Raw genomic sequence first — 18410 nt, forward strand, 5'->3', positions numbered from 1 at the left:
TGCGCCTACCCCCTCATTTTTTTGTTATTTTTTGCTGCGGGAGCGGGCAAAATAAAAAACTTGTCTTCCTTTTGTTCAATTGTCAGGATGGGGGACTTACAGGGACGACCTTTAGTTGACATTAATCCATTGAGATAGTCCTCGGGTAGTTCCCTGGGTTGGGACTGCGGGGATAGATATAGGAATTTTGGGGCTATCCATCTTTCAAGGTCGCTCATACGGCAGCCTACAATCAGGTTGGCTTCTTTGAGTTGTTTAAATGCATCGGCCAGTTGGGTGGCGGAACCACGGAATAACAAAGGACTGGCAGGGGCCTCGTCATCTAATAACAATTTTTCCAGCGAAAAATGTTCTTCAGGAACAAAATAAGTTTTCAATAAGTCAAATAGTTGCCGGGCTGCCCCCTCCTTAAAGGTCGGATAGTATCCCACTAATTTAGCAGCAGCCAATTGTTCTTCACTTAGTTCAGGCTCGGTGTGTGCTTCCTGCACCGCCGCTGTTTCCGGTGCCTCGGCTGTTTCGGATTTAGGAGTTATTAAAGTCTTGTTAGTAGTTTCAGCCGTTGCCACTTCCTGTCTCGCTCTTTCGGCATCCAGCCATTCTTTAAATTCGGCTTCAGACCGCTTTGGCTTAATGGCTGTTTCAGTAGCATAGATCAGTTCTCTTAAAAACTTCTCCCGCAGCTTGACTGATTCGCCAAGGTCTTCTGCAAATTTGCTACTTACTTCGATTTCTGCATTGGTGGATTGCAGGCCGTTAACAATAAATAAATACTCCAGGTTGACGGAAAAAATAAAGTGGCGTTCATAGACCTGTGTCATTTCCGAATGGTGGTCGTGGTAATTTCTCCAAAATTCCTTAAACCGTTCCCGGACTTTGGAGAGTTCTTCCAATTGTAACTTGATGCGCTCTTTATCTAATGCCATAAGATCGATAAAGGCCATATCTTTTAATACCCGTAATTCGCTCCGATAAGAAAAACTGTCATAGTATTGGGTCTGATGACTTAGGTCATAGACCTGAACATGCTTCTTTTCATTCGTTCCCCATTCCATGTGAATATCATCCTCGATAATTCGTAGATCAAAAGTTTGAATGCGGGTCAAAAATTCTTTGAGATGCTGCATAATCGGAGCAATTAAATTAAGTCTTTAACTATAGTCAGGGGTTCTTATTCTGTAATGAAAAAATTAAAACTACAGGCAAATACGTTAAGAACAGCCTTTAATTAGCCTAAAGAATGGAAGTAGAACAAAGTTACGCAAAAAGGTGTTTGCATCTGTTCTGATATTTTTTCTGCAAATTTTCTGCAAATAAAAAACCCAACTCGCCAGAGTTGGGTTAAATTATTGATTTTCAGGCTCCTGAGGCTGGGCTCGAACCAGCGACCCTCTGATTAACAGTCAGATGCTCTAACCAGCTGAGCTACTCAGGAATCATTTTCCGGTTTGGAGTGTGCAAAAGTAGGATTTCTGTTGAAATTTCACAATATTTCTCCAAAAAAAAATCATAAAAAATTAATATCAATTAATATTCAGGCATTTAATTTTATCTGTTTGTATTTTAAACTAACATTTAGTCAATATAAATTAAGGCCATCAGCTAATTTCTACGGTAATTTCACAATATTTGCCCCCGGAAAAAAATTACACATTCAGTATGAGTTTAGTTGTTATTGGTACCGTAGCATTTGATGCTATTGAAACACCCTTTGGTAAAATGGATAAAATTGTTGGTGGCGCTGCCACTTATGCCAGCTTAGCCGCATCATATTTTTATGATGAGGTTAAAATTGTAGCCGTTGTAGGCGATGATTTTCCGCAAAGCGAGATTGAGGATTTTCATAATCACAATATCAGCACCGAAGGCTTGCAAGTAAAAGAAGGCGAAAAATCTTTCTTTTGGTCGGGCAAATACCATAACGATATGAACAGTCGTGATACGCTGATAACCGAACTGAACGTATTGGCTGATTTTGACCCTATCATACCTGAAAGCTACCAGGATTGCGAATACCTGATGCTGGGTAACCTTACCCCGCAGGTACAGCAAACCGTTATTAAACGCCTTAAAAACCGCCCTAAGCTTATTGTAATGGACACCATGAACTTTTGGATGGACATTGCCATGGACGACCTGCTAGAAACCATAAAGCTTGTTGATGTATTAACCATTAATGATGCAGAGGCACGCCAATTGTCAGGCGAATTTTCATTGGTAAAGGCCGCCCGTAAAATATTACAGATGGGCCCTAAATACCTCATCATTAAAAAAGGTGAACATGGCGCATTGCTGTTTAGTGATGATCTGGTATTCTCAGCACCGGCATTGCCATTGGCTGATGTGTTCGACCCAACCGGCGCAGGTGATACCTTTGCAGGCGGTTTCATTGGCTATCTAGCCAATGTGGGCACCATTAACTTCAACAACATGAAAAACGCTATCATATTCGGCTCGGCGCTGGCATCATTCTGTGTGGAGAAATTTGGTACCGAAAAGATCAGAAACCTTTCACAGGAAGAAATTGCAGCAAGGGTAAATGAGTTTGTTACCTTATCGCAGTTTGCCATTATAGCGTAATTCTTACAATTACTATAAAACAAGCAGCAGATATAGCCGTTTCCTGATTATATAATAGCAAACAATTATGAAATACAGGGAACTTGGCAACACAGGTGAAAAATTATCGGCTATTGGCTTAGGCTGTATGGGTATGACCCACGCCTACGGCGACCGCGATGATGCAGAATCAATAAAAGTACTGGAACTGGCGCTCGACCTGGGCATAAACTTTTGGGATACTGCCGATATTTACGGTCCGCATACCAATGAGGAGCTGATATCAAAAGTATTGGCACCAAACCGCGATAAGATTTTTATAGCCACTAAATTTGGTTTCCTTGCCCAAAAAGATGGTGAACGTAGTTTTGACGCTTCTCCGGCTTATGCTAAAAAGGCTGTTGAGGCAAGTTTAAAACGGCTTAAGGTTGATGTGATCGATCTGTATTACGCGCATCGTATCGACCCAACTATACCACTTGAAGAAATGATAGGCGGCATGGCTGATCTGGTTAAAGAAGGTAAAGTGCGCTATCTTGGCCTTTCCGAAGCATCTGCTGAAACACTGGAACATGCCTGTAAAATTCACCCCATAGCCGCACTGCAAAGCGAATATTCGCTGTTAACCCGTGATGCTGAATCGCAGATCATCCCGGCTTGCCGTAAATTAGGGATCGGTTTTGTGCCATTCAGCCCGCTTTCACGTGGATTATTCAGCGCTACTTTGCCAACGGATACTAATGAGTTTAAGGCCGATGATTTCAGGCACAGTATACCACGTTTTAGCGGTGAGTATTATGAAAACAACACCAAACTGGCCGCAGATTTCGCGAGCATAGCTCACGATAAGGGCTGTACGCCAGCACAATTGGCGCTGGCATGGGTTCTAGCCCAGGGTGATGATATCATCCCTATCCCCGGTACAAAAAAGACAAAATATTTAAAGGAAAATGCAGCCTCGGTAGATATTACTTTGGGTGATACTGATTTTAAAGCAATCGAAACGGTGGTAAAGAAATATCCAAACACCGGCCCCCGATATACTGAGGCCGCGATGAGTATGGTTAATAAATAGGATTATTTTAGCTTCGCTACGGCTTTAAATTTTTCAAAAACTTCATGCGTGTGTGGAGCATCTATGAGCTCATCGGTAAGGTCCTGCCCTGCCCAGTGCTCATAGTGCTTGCCATTGCGCCACAGGCGGCTTTCAGTAACATCGTAAATTATACCCTTATACGCCACCCATATTTCGGGCTTATCCTGCCCGTTGCGCAGGGCCAGTTGCGATTTAGTGTACTCCGGCAAATTTGTCATAATGTACTTTTATAGCCCTCTTTCTAAAATACTCAAAAAAACCAATGTTCATGAGCAACAGCGCCATCATATAAAAATGATCCTCAATAGGTATTGTACCTATACGCCTGCCTAACATTTCAGTGTTATTGTATATAACCACAGGCAAACCGGTAAGTATTCCATTAATAATATAAAACGGTATAAGCGCTACCGCATACGTTACATAAAAACGGCTAAGCCAGCGCACCTTATAAATAAACTGGAATAATATCACCAAAAAAGCAACCAACGTAAAAGCAACCCTGGTATACATGCGATGATGATAAAATATAAGTATCAGTATAGAGAATATAATGATCAGGTTTGATATGACGCGGGTAAGGCGCATTTCCATTTCCCGCTTTACATAATAATTTAAGCAGGCGTAAATGAATATACAGGCAAACGGTACGGTTAAAAAGAATAGGATCTCTTCAATGGGCAGGCCTAAAACAGCCGGACCTGTTACATAACTGCTATTGAAGCTCCATACACCTTTGAGTGTAAAAAGCACATCCCAGAATAAGAAAACGAGGCCCGTAATGGCCATACCCGGCCAGATGAATTTCCAGCTTTTGTGAAATTGTACCCGCTTATCGAATGATAAAGCAACTGGAAAAAGTAGTGTAAAGAAATTAATCAGTAAATAGGTAAACTTCATTAAAAACGGTTAACAGCTTAATATAGGCATTTTTTGGAAATTTTACAGCATTAGGTGCTGTAAATGCTAATTTATCAAATAGTGTTTAGCTTTTGCTTGATAAGCGCCGTGCAATAGATAGACATTTTGCGGGTATCAGAAATACGTATGCGTTTTTGCATCAAAGTAACAGCGGATATGCTGGCTATTTTTTTAAATAACTGCAAATAATAACAGTAAGCGATATAAACTCCCAGGCGGCAGCCATGCGGCAATCTTTTTATCCCTTCAAAACCATCGTCAAAATCCTTTTTTATATCGGCTTCAATGCGGTGTTTATCTGCTTCGGTAAAATTCTTAAAATCGATACCCGGGAAATAGGTGCGGCCTCGTTCTTCAAGGTCGGCTTTTACGTCCCGCAAAAAATTAACCTTTTGAAATGCCGAACCCAGGCTGCAGGCGTTAGGCAATAACTTACGGTATAATTGCTCATCATCACCACAAAAAACCTTAAGGCACATCAGTCCAACCACCTCAGCCGAACCAAAAATGTAAGTTTTGTAAGCCTCGGTGTTATAGGTCTTTTTATCCAAATCCATTTCCATGGATAGCAGGAAGGCGTCTATCAGTTCCGGAGCTATTTCGTAATCATTTACTACGATCTGAAAGGAATTTAAGATGGGGTTCAAGCTGATCCTTTCTTCAATGGCCTTAAAGGTTTCCAACCTGAAATCTTTAATGAGCTGTTGCTTATCGTAATAGTGGAAAGTATCAACTATTTCATCAGCAAGCCGCACAAAGCCGTAAATGGCGTAAACCGGGTTCCTGAATTTTTTATCAAAAGCTTTTATTCCCGTGCTGAATGAAGTGCTGTATTTGCTGGTTACCAACTTGCTGCATTCAAAGCAGGTTTCATTATACAGGTTCATTTTCTCGCATGCACATTATATACAATATTACAAAAATACGCGGGAATTTGTTTTTAAAGTGCCCCAAAACTATTTACTACCTTAGGCGCTGAAAACAAATGGATAAGGGTAAACACGTTATAGTGATCGGCGCGGGTTTCGCCGGATTATCGGCTGCATGTGTGCTGGCAAAAGCGGGTTTTAGGGTTACAGTACTGGAAAAGAATGATCAGCCCGGTGGCCGTGCAAGGGTGTGGCAGCAGGATGGGTTTAAGTTTGATATGGGGCCAAGCTGGTACTGGATGCCCGATGTTTTCGAAAACTTCTTCGCTCTGTTTGGTAAAAAACCGCAGGATTTCTACGAGCTAAAAAGACTCGACCCAGCCTACCGTGTTTATTTTGATAAAGATGAAGCAGTGGACATACCCGCCGGTATACCTGAACTGGAAACACTTTTTGAAAGTATAGAACCCGGCAGCAGCAATAACTTAAAAGCGTTTTTAGTCCAGGCCCGGTACAAATATGAAGTAGGCATGGGTGAATATGTTTTTCGCCCGTCGCACACGCTCGGAGAGTTTATTGATCTTAACCTCATTCGCAAAAGCTTTAGTATGCAATTGCTCACCAGCATGAGCAAACATGTGCGCAAATATTTTAAGGATCCAAGGTTGATAAAACTATTGGAATTTCCAGTACTCTTCCTCGGTGCAAAACCACAGGATACCCCGGCCATGTACAGCATGATGAATTACGCCGACCTGGTTTTGGGCACCTGGTACCCCATGGGTGGTATGCATGAAATTGTAAAAGCAATGGTTAAGCTTGCCGAAGAATTGGGTGTTGATATTCAACTAAATACTGAGGTTACTAAGATCGATGTAACCGATAAACTGGTTAACCAAATTCAAACTAGCAAAGGTATTTTTAATGCTGATTTTGTAATAGCGGCCGCTGATTATGAGCATGTAGATCAACAGCTAATAGCAAAGCCCAACCGCAATTATGATCGTAGATATTGGGATAGCCGCACTATGTCACCGTCGGCACTGTTGTTTTACATCGGCATAAATAAAAAACTGGGCGATATTAAGCACCACAATTTGTTTTTTGATGAGGATTTTGAGCAGCATGCCAAAGAGATCTATACCGCACCCAAATGGCCCGAGAAACCGCTGTTTTATGTTTGCTGTCCATCAAAAACTGATGATAGCGTAGCACCTGAAGGCTGCGAAAACCTATTTTTCCTGATCCCCTTAGCACCCGGACTGGAAGATAGTGAAACCCTGCGCGAACAATATTTTAATCTGATAGTAAATCGCTTTGAAAAAACCGTCGGCGAAAGTATAAAGCACAACATTGTAGTTAAGCGCAGCTATGCAATGAATGATTTTAAAGCCGACTATCACTCCTTTAAAGGCAATGCATATGGGCTAGCGAATACATTAGGCCAAACGGCGTTCTTTAAACCATCCATGCGGGCAAAGCACATTAAAAATTTGTTGTATACCGGACAGTTAACCGTACCCGGGCCGGGTGTGCCACCGGCATTAATATCGGGACAAGTGGCGGCGAAAGAGGCGATGAAGTATTTTAGTGAATAGCATTCTCTGTAGAGACGCAATATTTTGCGTCTCCCGCAACTAAAAAGAGACGCAAAGTATTGCGTCTCTACAAAAAAGAGAAAATCCGGGCAAAAAAATAGCCCGGCGTCAGGCCGGGCTACCAATTGCTGTAGAGTCGCTTATCAATAGTTAAGAGCTCATGGTATGGTACATATAATTACCGTTGCTTGGTGGAGCAGTTTGTAATTGTTTGAGTATACCATCAACAACCTTAGGGAGGTCGTCAACATTCTTTTTAGGGTCGCTATGCACTTCGCCAACGCCAAAGCCACGCCATACTACTTTTCTTGTTCTTCTATCTATCAGATCTATAATTAAAGTACCTTCTTTATAATGTTCCTGATCGGCATAAGTTATACCTCCAGAGTATGCGAACGGAGCTCCGAAAGCATAGTAATACGGACGGTATCCATATCCCCAGCCACCATAGTAACCACCAAAACCACCGCGCCAACCATAATAGCCACCCCAGCCTAATCCCCAACCGGCATACGGACCGTAAAAGCCATAATTGGTATAATAAGTTGTTCTTGACCCTCGGCCAACAGTAGTAGTATAGCTAACCAGCAGATCGGGCTGTTTTTGCTGCAAGCTTAAACCTTTGCTTTGCAGTGCCAGTGTTGTTGCATCTTTAATATTTGCATCTGCCGTGCTGTTAAGGCTAACCACATTATTAACCTTTGCGGTACCTGCAGGTATCCATGCAAAAGTGCGGTAACCGCTCATATTTGTTTTGTTAAGGCCGGCGGTGTAGTAGTTGTAACTGGTACAGGCTGATAATCCCGACAGGATTAAAAATAACAGCCCTAAATAGATCGATCTTTTCATGGTTCGTAGCCCTCGTTGAATTATATATGGTTAGACAACTTTATTGTAAAAGGTTTAACCACTAAATTAAATATTTTTTAATAAAATAATCGCTACACAAATCTATCAAATTGCCAGCCAATGTTGCTGGTACACAGGTAATTTTTTTGATATAAACTGGAGTAGATTTCTTTGTTTTTTTAAGTGAGGTGGATTGTGCGATTCCTTCCCAGGGGAAGGGAAGGTAGGGGTTTATGCAATCGCATCTGGTGTAGAAACGCCTCCCTGCCACTGCACTATCCTGCGCACCCCTCCCAAGGGAGGGAATTTAAAAAAAGCGTTAAATCTCTCCTTCGCGTTTTCTTATAAACCATTCAGTACTTAACAAGGCAAGAATTACGATAAAAATCCATTTCACATCTATCATATCGCTATAATGTTTATCCTGGTAAACAACGGTTTTAATGTTATCATTTTTGCGGATCAGATCGGCCAGCCGGTTTATTTGTGACGGCAATAGCATTTGTCCGCCGGATTGTTTGGCGATGTTGTTTAACAACTGGTGATTGGCAGCACTTTGGCGTGTTTCAAGGTTCAGGGCTTTTACGGTTAGTTGTCCGTTTGCGGTAAATGAACGGGGTCCCACTTTTGTTGTGGCAGAATAGGTATACTCCCCTACCGGCAATGCGCCAGCATCCAGCTGGTAGCTTTGCCCGCTCCGGGTGAACAGGAAGCTATAGTTTTTACCATCAACACTTTTCAGGTCGATCTTAACATCTGGCGTATTAATCAGTTCGAATGCGTCATTGTATAACTCTGCATTCAGGATCACATTTTCGCCTTCATCAAACACGTTTTTAGCCGGATAAACCCTGAATTGCTGCCGGTTTGCATTAGCGGTAAGGTATTGCACACTTTGGCTTAATAGTTCTTCCACAGCATGATGATTGCTATTAGCTTTATATTCGGCCAGTTGCCAGCGCCACAGGCCTTCGCCTGTAAGGATACCTGTGCGCCTGCCTGCTTCATCGCTGAATGACAACAGCGGATAGGTGGTTAAAACGTTGCCTATCTTTTGTTTGAGTAAGATCTGGTTAGTCGGCGATGATGTATAGCTGCCAAAAGGCGCCATCAATGGCGGAAAGGTACTTATCTTTTGTCGGGTTGAATCGGTGAGTGTAAAAGCCGAAAACTCTGGCACCGGCTGCGCGAATACCTCCTGCATTTCGGCCCTGCCACTGCTTATTTTAATAGCCTGTTGCTGATTGTTAAAATCCTGCAGATCCGATTGCCCGCCCAGCATATACCAAACCGGCATTTTTGTTTTTGCCAGACTTTGCAACAAGCCAGAATTACCGGGTGTTAACTGGTAAAGAATAACTAAACTATAATCGCCGATCTTTAAGGTTGATAGATCGGATAATAACGTTGTTTTCACCTCAAAGTTACGGTTGCTTTCAATGCCTTTTTTTATCACACTTACATCAGGATGCGGGCCGTTATAAACCAGCAATACTTTCTGTTTGGCATCCAGTACATCTACATAAATAGTCTCGCTGTTGTTTTGGGTCGATAGCTCATTACTAACAGGTGCAATACTGATATTAAACTTACGGACACCTTTTCTATCAGCATTTAACTTTAAAGGCACCAGTTTTTGAAAAGCAGCTGAATTTACCGGGATATTTTGCGCAGCTACCTGTTTACCATCCTCGGTAACTGACAAACGCATGGTTTCGCCTTTACTTTGGTAGGCTTCGGCTAAAACTTCTATCTCAAAGTCGTTACCTAAGAAAGCGGTTTTGTTGTAGTTTACGTTAGCTATCAGCAGATCGTGTTTAGGCGTAGTATCGCCCAATGCAACCGTATAGATAGCAGTTTTAAAATTACGCGCCTCATATTGCGGATCGCTGCCCTGGTTGTAGAGGCCATCGGTTGCCAATACTATTGCACCGATATTTTGGTTTACGTACTGCTCATTCACTTGCTTAAGTGCGGCGGATATATCGGTTTGCTTGCCATTGAATTTAGTAGATAACCCGTTATGAAGCGTTTTATCGAAATTGAATTCGTGTACTTCGTAGTTATCGCCGAGAGTGGATTTAACCTTGTCTAAATCAATTGCGAGATTGTATACGTTATATGACTGCGAGCCCTTTGGGTTGAATAATTTTATGGATTCCGAATTATCCTGCAAAATTAAAACCAGCGGTTTTTCAGACTTATAACCTACCGACTTTAACATCGGCGCCAGCAAAAGCAGTGCTATGATAGCTACCGTTAAAGCCCGTACAACTGATAATACATACCTGAATTTATTGGCCAGGTTTATCGGCTGCCGATACATGAGCCAGGCATACAAAACGCCAAGCAACAAGCAGGCCAATGCCCACCATCCCGAAACCGCTCCCCATGTTATTGAAAATAAAAACAGCATATCTGTATCCAAATATGCTGTTTTTTATGTTGACCTTAATAAAAATTGTCATTCTGAGCGGTAGCAAAGAAACTATCCGCGTTTCTCTGGTGCTTGCAGAATAGATACTTCGTACCTCAGCATGACAAGGTGGATAGAACCTCGCCCTATTATTTGCGCCCTCACAAACATTATATTAATTGGCAACTGTATGTGAGGACACTATAAGTGTTCGGAAGATTAAAAAAGAGTGTCATGCTGAGGCACTCGAAGCATGTGGGCAAAGGCCTTTACGCTTACCCTTCGAGTGCCTCAGGGTGACCCTATGCTCAATATTTGTAAGAAATCAAATCTTCCGAACACCTATGGTAGGGACACAAACAGTGGGAAAACGTGCAACATATTATAAATTTTATTTTGTACCGTAATAGATTTCACCCTCATGAAAGAAAAGTAACGACCAATTCAAAGTTTGATCGAATACAGTTAAATCATCGCTGACGAGGTGATAAAAACAATCAAAATATTGAATCAACGACTTCCAGGGAACAATCATTGCTTCTGTTGGGCTCCATGAGAGAAAAATCTCATCATTTATTGGAAAATCAAGATCGAAAAGCCATTTTCCGACTTCTTCTTTTTTTACATTCTGTACATTGATACTATCTATCCTTTTAAAGAACCCGTCTTTAAAAGGTATATCACTATGCAGTCCTGTACCAATAATATAATCAGATAAAAATTTAGACGCGTGATTATCTAATGGCTTTAATTCATTTAAATGCTCTGTTGGTATCTCAGTGAAACGCCAATTTAAAGAATGCCCTGCTATTGGAATTATATGATCCGCTATATTACTAAAATCAACTTCCATATAATTTCACCCCATTGTTTGTGTCCTCACAAACAATCCGTTAACTTGTTACTGGTAGCTGTTTGTGAGGACACAAACAGCGGGAAAAACATTTCTCTGTCGCTTATAGAATAGATGCTTCGTTCCTCAGCATGACAGTGGTATATAATTTCTACCTATAACATCCCGCCATCAACAGGAATTACCTGTCCTGTAATGTAAGTTGCCATATCTGATGCCAGGAAAACGCAGGCATTAGCCACATCTTCAGTTTCGCCGGCGCGTTTAAGCGGGATGGCCTGTGCCCAGCCTTCAACAACTTTAGAGTCGAGCACTTCAGTCATTTCGGTACGAATAAAGCCCGGTGCAATTACGTTTGCGCGTATGTTACGTGAGCCTAATTCTTTAGCTATAGATTTTGAGAAACCAATAATACCAGCCTTTGATGCCGCGTAATTGGCCTGCCCTGCATTACCCTGTACACCTACTACCGAGCTCATGTTAATGAACACACCATTACGGTTCTTCATCATAATTTTTGATGCCGCTTTGGTTACGTTGAATACTGATTTCAGGTTCACATCCAATACCTCGTCCCAGTTCTCTTCGGTCATGCGCATAAGCAAACCGTCCTTAGTGATACCGGCGTTGTTAACTACGATATGCAGAGTGCCGAAATCGGCAACAATATCGGTAATGAGTTTTTCGGCTTCATCAAATTTAGAAGCATCGGAGCGATAGCCTTTTACTTTAGTTCCAAATTTTTGCAGTTCCTGCTCTAAAGCCTGTCCTTTTTCAACAGAAGATAAATAGGTAAATGCAACATCAGCGCCATGTTCTGCAAATTTTTCAGCTATTTTGCGGCCTATGCCTTTTGACGCGCCTGTGATCAGCGCGATCTTTCCTTCTAATAATTTCATGAAGTCTACAAATTCGTTATGGGCTGCGAAGATAATTAATAAACCGGAAACTGCGAAAAGTGGGTGAAAGATGAATTTTTGCGCGCTCCGTTTGACTCACCCCGGCTACGCTACGCTGGCCGACCCTCTCTTCGCTGCGCGGAAAGAGGGTAAAAAATGCTGCTTGCCCTCTTTACCGCTTGCGGAAGAGAGGGCAGGTCGAGCGGCTGAGCGATGACCGGGTGAGTCGGCGGAGCGCGTCGAAGTTCCACCCTGCCTCCCCCTAAACTTGGGGGGGGGTCGACGAAGGAGACGGAGGGGGTAAACGGAGCGCGTCGAAGCTCCGCGTTAGTGATAGTAAGGGTTTAGCCCGACGAAGGAGGGCCGGAGCGAAGCGAAGCCCTGAACAGCACGGGCCGCAGGCAACGCCCAAAATATCAGAACCCGAATTTTAAGAATTAAGGAATTTATGAAATTCTGTTCATTCGAAAAATTCATAAAATTCCGGTTCAGACAATTGGTCGACCAATATAACGCAAACTTTTGCGCGCTCCGCCAACTCACCCAGACTACGCTACGCTGGTCGACCCTCTCTCCGCTGCGCGTAAAGAGGATGAAAACACTTTTTTTGATCCCCAACAATTGTTTAATTATTATTTCCTAACACCCTTGCAAAACCAAAATCCATCAACCATATTTGGTAAACTTTTTCACAAATTACTGTAACAAACCCTAACCCTTGCCATCTTATAATCACTATACAGCTAAGGTACTTCAGATTAAAGCTGTAAGTTATTGTGAGGGCCCGCACCTTAAGGGTTCCGGATATAACAATCAAATAAAAAATGGCTAATTTAATTTTTTCACTATGGTGGGTTGTGCCTATCATAGTTGTTCTTGTGGTGTACAAGTTCGTTTTGCGCGTGTTTTTTGGTATGATCATCGTACCAGACGACCGTATTGGTTTAGTGGTTAAAAAGTATACCCTATCAGGCAGCAAGCGTTTGCCCGATGGCCGTATCATCGCTATTGATGGCGAAGCGGGTATGCAGGGCCGGGCACTTGCACCGGGTTTATACTGGGGCATGTGGCCGTGGCAATACGGCATTACCATGGCGCCGTTCACTATTATTGAACAGGGTAAGCTGGGGCTGGTAAAGGCTAAAGATGGTGCACCAATGGATACCGGACGTGTATTAGGTAAACCTGTGGACTGCGACAAGTTTCAGGATGCAATGGCTTTCCTGAACAATAATGGCCAAAAAGGCCCGCAGGCAGCATTCCTGACTCCGGGTAGCTATCGTATCAATAACTTTTTGTTTGAGATTGAGATGGTGCCTATAACACAGATACACGAAAACAAAGTGGGTATAGTTACCACGCTTGATGGTGAGCCTTTGGAAAAAGGCGAGATTGCAGGCGGCTCCGTAGCTGGCCATAAAAACTACCAGGATCCGATTGCATTCATTAATGCCGGAGGCCATAAGGGTTTGCAGGAGGATGTGATACTGGCAGGTACTTATTACCTTAACCCATGGTTTGTAATTGTGGAGCAGGTAGATATGATCTATATCCCTATCGGTTATGTGGGTGTGGTTAACTCCTTTGTTGGCCCTGAGGGTAAGGACACCAGCGGCGATGGCTTTAAACATGGCAACATTGTTAAGCGTAATGAAAAGGGTGTATGGGACCAACCCCTCGACCCAGGTAAGCACCCGGTGAATATTTACACCCATGCGGTTGAAATAGTACCCACAACCAACATTGTACTTAACTGGGCTGATAGTCGCACAGAGGCGCATGAGTTGGATAAGAATTTATGTACCATTACCGTGCGTTCATCTGATGGCTTTACATTTAATCTGGACGTATCGCAGATCATCCACATACCGCGCAACGAGGCACCAAAGGTTATTGCCCGTTTCGGTAATATGAAAAACCTGGTATCGCAGGTACTGGAGCCGACTATTGCCAACTATTTCCGTAACTCGGCGCAAAAGAGTGATGTGATAGAATTTTTGGCAAACCGTATACAAAGACAGGATGATGCCAAACAACACATCAGCAAGGTATTGGATAACTATAACGTAGTTGGCGTGGATACCCTGATAGGTGACATTGTACCGCCTGCAGCCTTAATGAAAACCTTAACCGACCGCAAAATAGCCGAGCAGGAAAAGGTTACTTATGAAACACAGCGCAACGCGCAAATTGAGCGTAAAGAATTTGAAAGCGCCAAAGCCGGTGCCGATATGCAGCCGGAGGTTGTAAAATCAACCCGTCAGGTAGAGATCAATACGCAGATGGCTGCTTCAAAGGTTGCCGCATCTAAGGGTGAGGCTGAGGCCAAAACTATTAATGCCAAGGCTGATGCCGAAGTAAGGATAACCATAGCCAAAGCTGATGCCGAAGCCAAGATTGTTAACGCTAAAGCCGATGCCAACGCTACTGAGGTAAATGGTATTGCCGAAGCCGCCAAGATCAAGGCGATAGGTTTATCAGAGGCCGAAGTAACCAAGCAAAAAACACAGGCCATGGGTACCGAGCAGTATGCCATAGTACGTGTTGCCGAGGCGTTGGCCAGTCACGGCATTAAATTAGTGCCTGATATTTTAGTGAGCGGTAAAGACGGCGGTGGTAACGGCATGATAGATGCCCTAATTGGCAGCGAAATGTTTAAGAAGCTGCAAACTGCAAATGAAGCAGCTGCGGAAAAGCCGGTTAGTAATAATGATGATAAAACAGTTTAAGCTGGTTTAGATATAATGGTAACAGCCCGGTAAGAATTTACCGGGCTGTTTTGCTTTAAATACTATTCTTAGCCTATAATTTGTAACTTTAACTATGAAAGTTGCCATCGCCTCTCCCCCGTTCCCAAAATCTATAGATGATGGATTGTACTGGATTGAAAAGCTGGTAAAAGATGCCGCGGAGCAGCAGGCGGAGATTGTATGTTTCCCGGAGTCGTATATTCCCGGTTACCGGTTGGAAGTTGGGGAACACTCGCCTGAAAAATTGAAAGCAGCATTGCATGAAGTATGCACGATAGCAAAGGAATATGCTATTGCTGTTATTTTACCGATGGACTGGGACCATCCCGAAGGCATTCTCAATGTGGCCTATGTAATATCAAACAAAGGCAAGATCATGGGTTATCAAACAAAAAACCAACTGGACCCCAGTGAAGATAATATGTTCATCCCGGGCAATAAGCGAACTCTTTTTGAAGTAAACGACGTAAAGTTTGGCATTGTAATCTGCCATGAAGGGTTCCGTTACCCCGAAGCAACCCGATGGGCTGCCAGACGGGATGCAAAAATTGTTTTTCATCCGCATTGTACAGGCAATGACACCATTGGGCGGCAAATTACCGAGTGGGGTCACAAGGATAATCCCTATTACGAAAAGGCAATGATAATGCGGGCCATGGAAAACACTATCTATTTTGCCAGTTCCAATTACACCATGCAATACCCTGAATCAGGCAGCGCCATTATAGCACCGGATGGTAAATGTTTGGCAAATCAAGCTTATGGAAAAGCCGGTGTTATTGTGGCTGATATAGACCTGGATAAGGCTACCGGTTTGCTGGCGAAAAGATTTAAGCCGGAATTTTATATTTAAACTTTGTCCCGAAATACCCCATAAAAGGGCTTAAATATACCCCATTCAAATGCATGCATTTGAGTATGTTTGTTTATCAATAATCAATTATAATTATGAAAGCAATCAACATTACATTGGTGTATAATGGGCAAACAGAGGCTGCATTTAACTTTTATAAATCAGTATTCGGCGGTGAGTTCAGCAATTTACAGCGGATGAAAGATATACCAGGCGCTCCCCCTATGTCGGCCGAAGAAAGCGAAAAAATATTGCATATGTCGTTCCCAATAGGCGGCGCGATATTAATGGGGATGGATATGCCTGCAGGTCGTGGAACGGTTAACCAGGGAAATAACTTTATGGTAACGCTTGATACCAGCAGCAAAGAAGAAGCTACAAAAATATTTGACGGACTATCAGTTGGTGGTACAGTAATGATGCCAATGGCCGACCAATTCTGGGGTTCGTTTTTTGGGATGTTTACCGATAAGTTCGGCATACAGTGGATGGTGAGCTATGTGAATAGCTAGTGTCAAGTCAACAGTCTTTAGTCGTAAGTCTAAAGACATATTTCGTTCTTTTTGAATTTTGACTCAAGACTTAGGCTTACGATTAGCGACATTTTATGATTGACACGACACTAGTTAATAGTTATTATCCAGAATCTTTTGCAGCACCTGCTGCGATTGGTTAGTCTTTTTGCTTTTTATCGCCTTAAACAATTGCTCATGCAAATGATGGTTCATTGCAAAATGACTTATGCCCTGCTGATCTCTTGCTGAAAAAAAATTGCGCATAATTAAGGTAAAGCTGTAATACAGATCAGATAATACGGTATTGCCCGAAGCATTGGCTATAGCCATGTGGAAGGCAATATCGGCATCAGCACATTCCTGTGGTTTTTCTGATTGGATAGCCAACTTACGGCTTTCTAATGCTTGTTCTATCTCGGCTAACTGCTCATCGGTATGGTTTACGGTGGCCAGCTTTACAATCTCTTTTTCAAGGAATGCCCTTACTGCGTTTATCTCATCAAAATCAGCCCGGCGAAGCCGCTGCTCCATGCTCACCCCTTGAAAACTATTATTTACAAATGTTCCGGAACCCTGCTGTACCTTCAAAATCCCGGATATAGCCAGCGTTTTTATGGCCTCACGGATGGTTGACCTGCCTACGCCATACAATTGCATCAGTTCAGGCTCGGCGGGTATTTTTTCGCCTGCTTTATATTTACCACTGGTAATATCTTCCTTTATCTGGGTTACTATCCTATCGTAAAGTTTCATAAGCTACACTGATGTTTAATTACAAACATACGATGTTTTTAATTTGTTTTTCATATCTATTCAAATAACCAAAACTGTATTCTCGGTCTTTTAATTATGGCAAGCCGCTATAAATCATTCAATTATAGTGCAAAATAGATAAATAGTGGTCTATTCAGAATATTTAAACATCATATGTTTAAATAAAACATATGATGTTTTGTTAGGATTTGCAAAATATGTTATTTAGATTTGTTCCATATTATTCATCAAACAGATTATGGAAACTACAAGACGCAAGTTTTTATCTACAGCATCAGTGTCATCACTGGGCCTGGTTGCAGCCGCTTCAACCGTTGGATCATTAATTCCTGAAAAAGCAAAAGCAGGCACAAAAGAAACCACTAAATCAACCGCTAACAAAGTACAGGCAGAACTGGAAGACTTTGTTTACGACATAGAAAATGGCAGTACAGGCTATGAGAGCCCGGGTGGCACAGCTAAAGAAGCTACTGTAGAAGAGTTCCCTATCTCGCAAAGCATTGCGGGTGTTTCCATGCACTTAAATCCGGGTAGTTTCCGGGAGCTACACTGGCATTCTATAGCGGCTGAGTGGGCCTATATATTGGAGGGACAGGTCCGCACAACCGTTATTACGCCTGACGGCACAACCTCAACAGATGATTTTGAAAAGGGCGATATATGGTATTTCCCGAAAGGGCACGGCCATATGCTGCAATGCCTGGGTGATAAACCTTGTCATTTTTTATTAGGTTTTGATAACGGGCATTTCTCTGAATTCGGCACATTCAGTATAACAGATTGGATCAGCCATACATCATCTGAAATATTGGCGCGCAATACCGGCTTGCCTGAGCGTGTATTTACAGCGCTGCCTAAAAAAGAACTCTACATAGGCACAGGAAAAATTGCAGTTGAACCAAGACCGCAGAATATAAATGCAGGCATCCCGTACAGCAATTCATCACATAAATTCCGGATGGAAGCTGATGGCGTGTACCAGCAATTTAAAGGCGGATCGGTAAAACTGGTTTCATCGCTTGAATTTCCCATCCAGACTACCATAACCTCCATGCGCATGAACATTGAGCCGGGAGCTATCCGCGAATTGCACTGGCACCCCAATGCTGATGAATGGCAATACGTAATGAGCGGCAACGGCAATCTGAGCATTTTCGGCTCGCATGGCCGTGTAAAAACTATGCCTTACAGCAAAGGGATGGTAGCCTTTATCAAACAAGGTTATGGCCACTATATTGAAAACACCGGGACAGAAACATTAAAACTAATTGTACTTTTTAACAGCCCTGTTTACCAGGAGCTATCATTGAACGACTGGCTAAACTCAAACCCGCCACAATTAATTGCCGATCATTTTGGCATCACGCTGAGCGAGGCCGCCTCATTGGCCAATCATCAAACAGGCATCTTTAAATAGAAAACTGATCTGCATAAAAAAGCTCCCGGATATTCATATCC

The 18410-nt window shown here is 42.7% G+C and carries 16 protein-coding genes and 1 tRNA gene; 7 read left to right on the forward strand and 10 right to left on the reverse strand.

The features are described from left to right. Positions 1–5: 5 nt before the first annotated feature. Together BLU33_RS17240 and BLU33_RS17245 are read right to left on the reverse strand one after the other, a co-directional pair. Entirely contained in the window at positions 6–1127 is a 1122-nt protein-coding gene (locus BLU33_RS17240; RefSeq protein WP_091375779.1) for a hypothetical protein, read from the reverse strand. Positions 1128–1361: 234 nt separating this feature from the next. After that, positions 1362–1435, reverse strand: a tRNA-Asn gene (locus BLU33_RS17245). Positions 1436–1659: 224 nt separating this feature from the next. Between BLU33_RS17245 and BLU33_RS17250 the strand changes: the two genes are divergently transcribed. Further along, a complete protein-coding gene (locus BLU33_RS17250) occupies positions 1660–2580 on the forward strand; it encodes a PfkB family carbohydrate kinase (protein ID WP_091375781.1) in 921 nt (306 codons plus the stop codon). Positions 2581–2647: 67 nt separating this feature from the next. Beyond that, positions 2648–3634: an aldo/keto reductase gene (locus BLU33_RS17255; protein ID WP_091375784.1), complete on the forward strand. Its 987-nt coding sequence runs from the start codon at positions 2648–2650 to the stop codon at positions 3632–3634. Between the two features lie 2 nt (positions 3635–3636). Here the strand turns inward: BLU33_RS17255 and BLU33_RS17260 are convergent, their stop codons facing one another. From BLU33_RS17260 to BLU33_RS17270, 3 genes are all read right to left on the reverse strand, one after another. Next, entirely contained in the window at positions 3637–3873 is a 237-nt protein-coding gene (locus BLU33_RS17260) for a cytochrome b5 domain-containing protein (protein WP_091375787.1), read from the reverse strand. Beyond that, positions 3848–4555, reverse strand: a complete 708-nt coding sequence (locus tag BLU33_RS17265) for a lycopene cyclase domain-containing protein (RefSeq protein WP_091375790.1) — start codon at positions 4553–4555, stop codon at positions 3848–3850. Before BLU33_RS17265 ends, BLU33_RS17260 begins: the two co-directional genes overlap by 26 nt. Before the next feature lie 74 nt (positions 4556–4629). After that, the gene (locus tag BLU33_RS17270; RefSeq protein WP_091375793.1) at positions 4630–5463 is read right to left on the reverse strand and encodes a phytoene/squalene synthase family protein; all 834 of its coding nucleotides are present in this window, start codon (positions 5461–5463) and stop codon (positions 4630–4632) included. Between the two features lie 98 nt (positions 5464–5561). Between BLU33_RS17270 and BLU33_RS17275 the strand changes: the two genes are divergently transcribed. After that, a complete protein-coding gene (locus BLU33_RS17275) occupies positions 5562–7043 on the forward strand; it encodes a phytoene desaturase family protein (RefSeq protein WP_091375795.1) in 1482 nt (493 codons plus the stop codon). Positions 7044–7193: 150 nt separating this feature from the next. On the opposite strand, the gene BLU33_RS17280 is transcribed toward BLU33_RS17275, so the two are convergent. The 4 genes from BLU33_RS17280 to fabG form a co-directional block, all read right to left on the reverse strand. Continuing rightward, complete coding sequence (locus BLU33_RS17280; protein ID WP_091375798.1) at positions 7194–7892, reverse strand: DUF4136 domain-containing protein; 699 nt, start codon at positions 7890–7892, stop codon at positions 7194–7196. 319 nt (positions 7893–8211) lie between these two features. Further along, positions 8212–10308: a vWA domain-containing protein gene (locus BLU33_RS17285; RefSeq protein WP_157682211.1), complete on the reverse strand. Its 2097-nt coding sequence runs from the start codon at positions 10306–10308 to the stop codon at positions 8212–8214. A gap of 391 nt (positions 10309–10699) precedes the next feature. Then, the gene (locus BLU33_RS17290) at positions 10700–11161 is read right to left on the reverse strand and encodes a hypothetical protein (protein ID WP_091375804.1); all 462 of its coding nucleotides are present in this window, start codon (positions 11159–11161) and stop codon (positions 10700–10702) included. A gap of 155 nt (positions 11162–11316) precedes the next feature. Then, positions 11317–12060, reverse strand: a complete 744-nt coding sequence (gene fabG, locus BLU33_RS17295; protein WP_091375807.1) for a 3-oxoacyl-[acyl-carrier-protein] reductase — start codon at positions 12058–12060, stop codon at positions 11317–11319. A gap of 824 nt (positions 12061–12884) precedes the next feature. On the opposite strand from fabG, the gene BLU33_RS17300 reads away from it, so the two are divergent. The 3 genes from BLU33_RS17300 to BLU33_RS17310 all read left to right on the forward strand — a co-directional run bounded on the left by BLU33_RS17300 (position 12885) and on the right by BLU33_RS17310 (position 16175). Next, the gene (locus BLU33_RS17300) at positions 12885–14789 is read left to right on the forward strand and encodes an SPFH domain-containing protein (RefSeq protein WP_091375809.1); all 1905 of its coding nucleotides are present in this window, start codon (positions 12885–12887) and stop codon (positions 14787–14789) included. A gap of 94 nt (positions 14790–14883) precedes the next feature. Continuing rightward, positions 14884–15663 (forward strand): carbon-nitrogen hydrolase family protein, encoded by a 780-nt coding sequence (locus BLU33_RS17305; protein WP_091375811.1) that lies wholly within the window; start codon positions 14884–14886, stop codon positions 15661–15663. A 95-nt stretch (positions 15664–15758) separates the two neighbouring features. Next, positions 15759–16175 carry a VOC family protein gene (locus tag BLU33_RS17310; protein WP_091375814.1) on the forward strand — a complete coding sequence of 139 codons (417 nt, stop codon included), beginning with the start codon at positions 15759–15761 and terminating at the stop codon, positions 16173–16175. Between the two features lie 114 nt (positions 16176–16289). On the opposite strand, the gene BLU33_RS17315 is transcribed toward BLU33_RS17310, so the two are convergent. Continuing rightward, complete coding sequence (locus BLU33_RS17315; RefSeq protein ID WP_091375815.1) at positions 16290–16931, reverse strand: FadR/GntR family transcriptional regulator; 642 nt, start codon at positions 16929–16931, stop codon at positions 16290–16292. Positions 16932–17190: 259 nt separating this feature from the next. Between BLU33_RS17315 and BLU33_RS17320 the strand changes: the two genes are divergently transcribed. Continuing rightward, positions 17191–18369: a cupin domain-containing protein gene (locus BLU33_RS17320; RefSeq protein WP_091375818.1), complete on the forward strand. Its 1179-nt coding sequence runs from the start codon at positions 17191–17193 to the stop codon at positions 18367–18369. Positions 18370–18410: the final 41 nt, after the last annotated feature.

The organism is Mucilaginibacter mallensis (genome assembly GCF_900105165.1).
Taxonomy (GTDB): Bacteria; Bacteroidota; Bacteroidia; order Sphingobacteriales; family Sphingobacteriaceae; genus Mucilaginibacter; species Mucilaginibacter mallensis.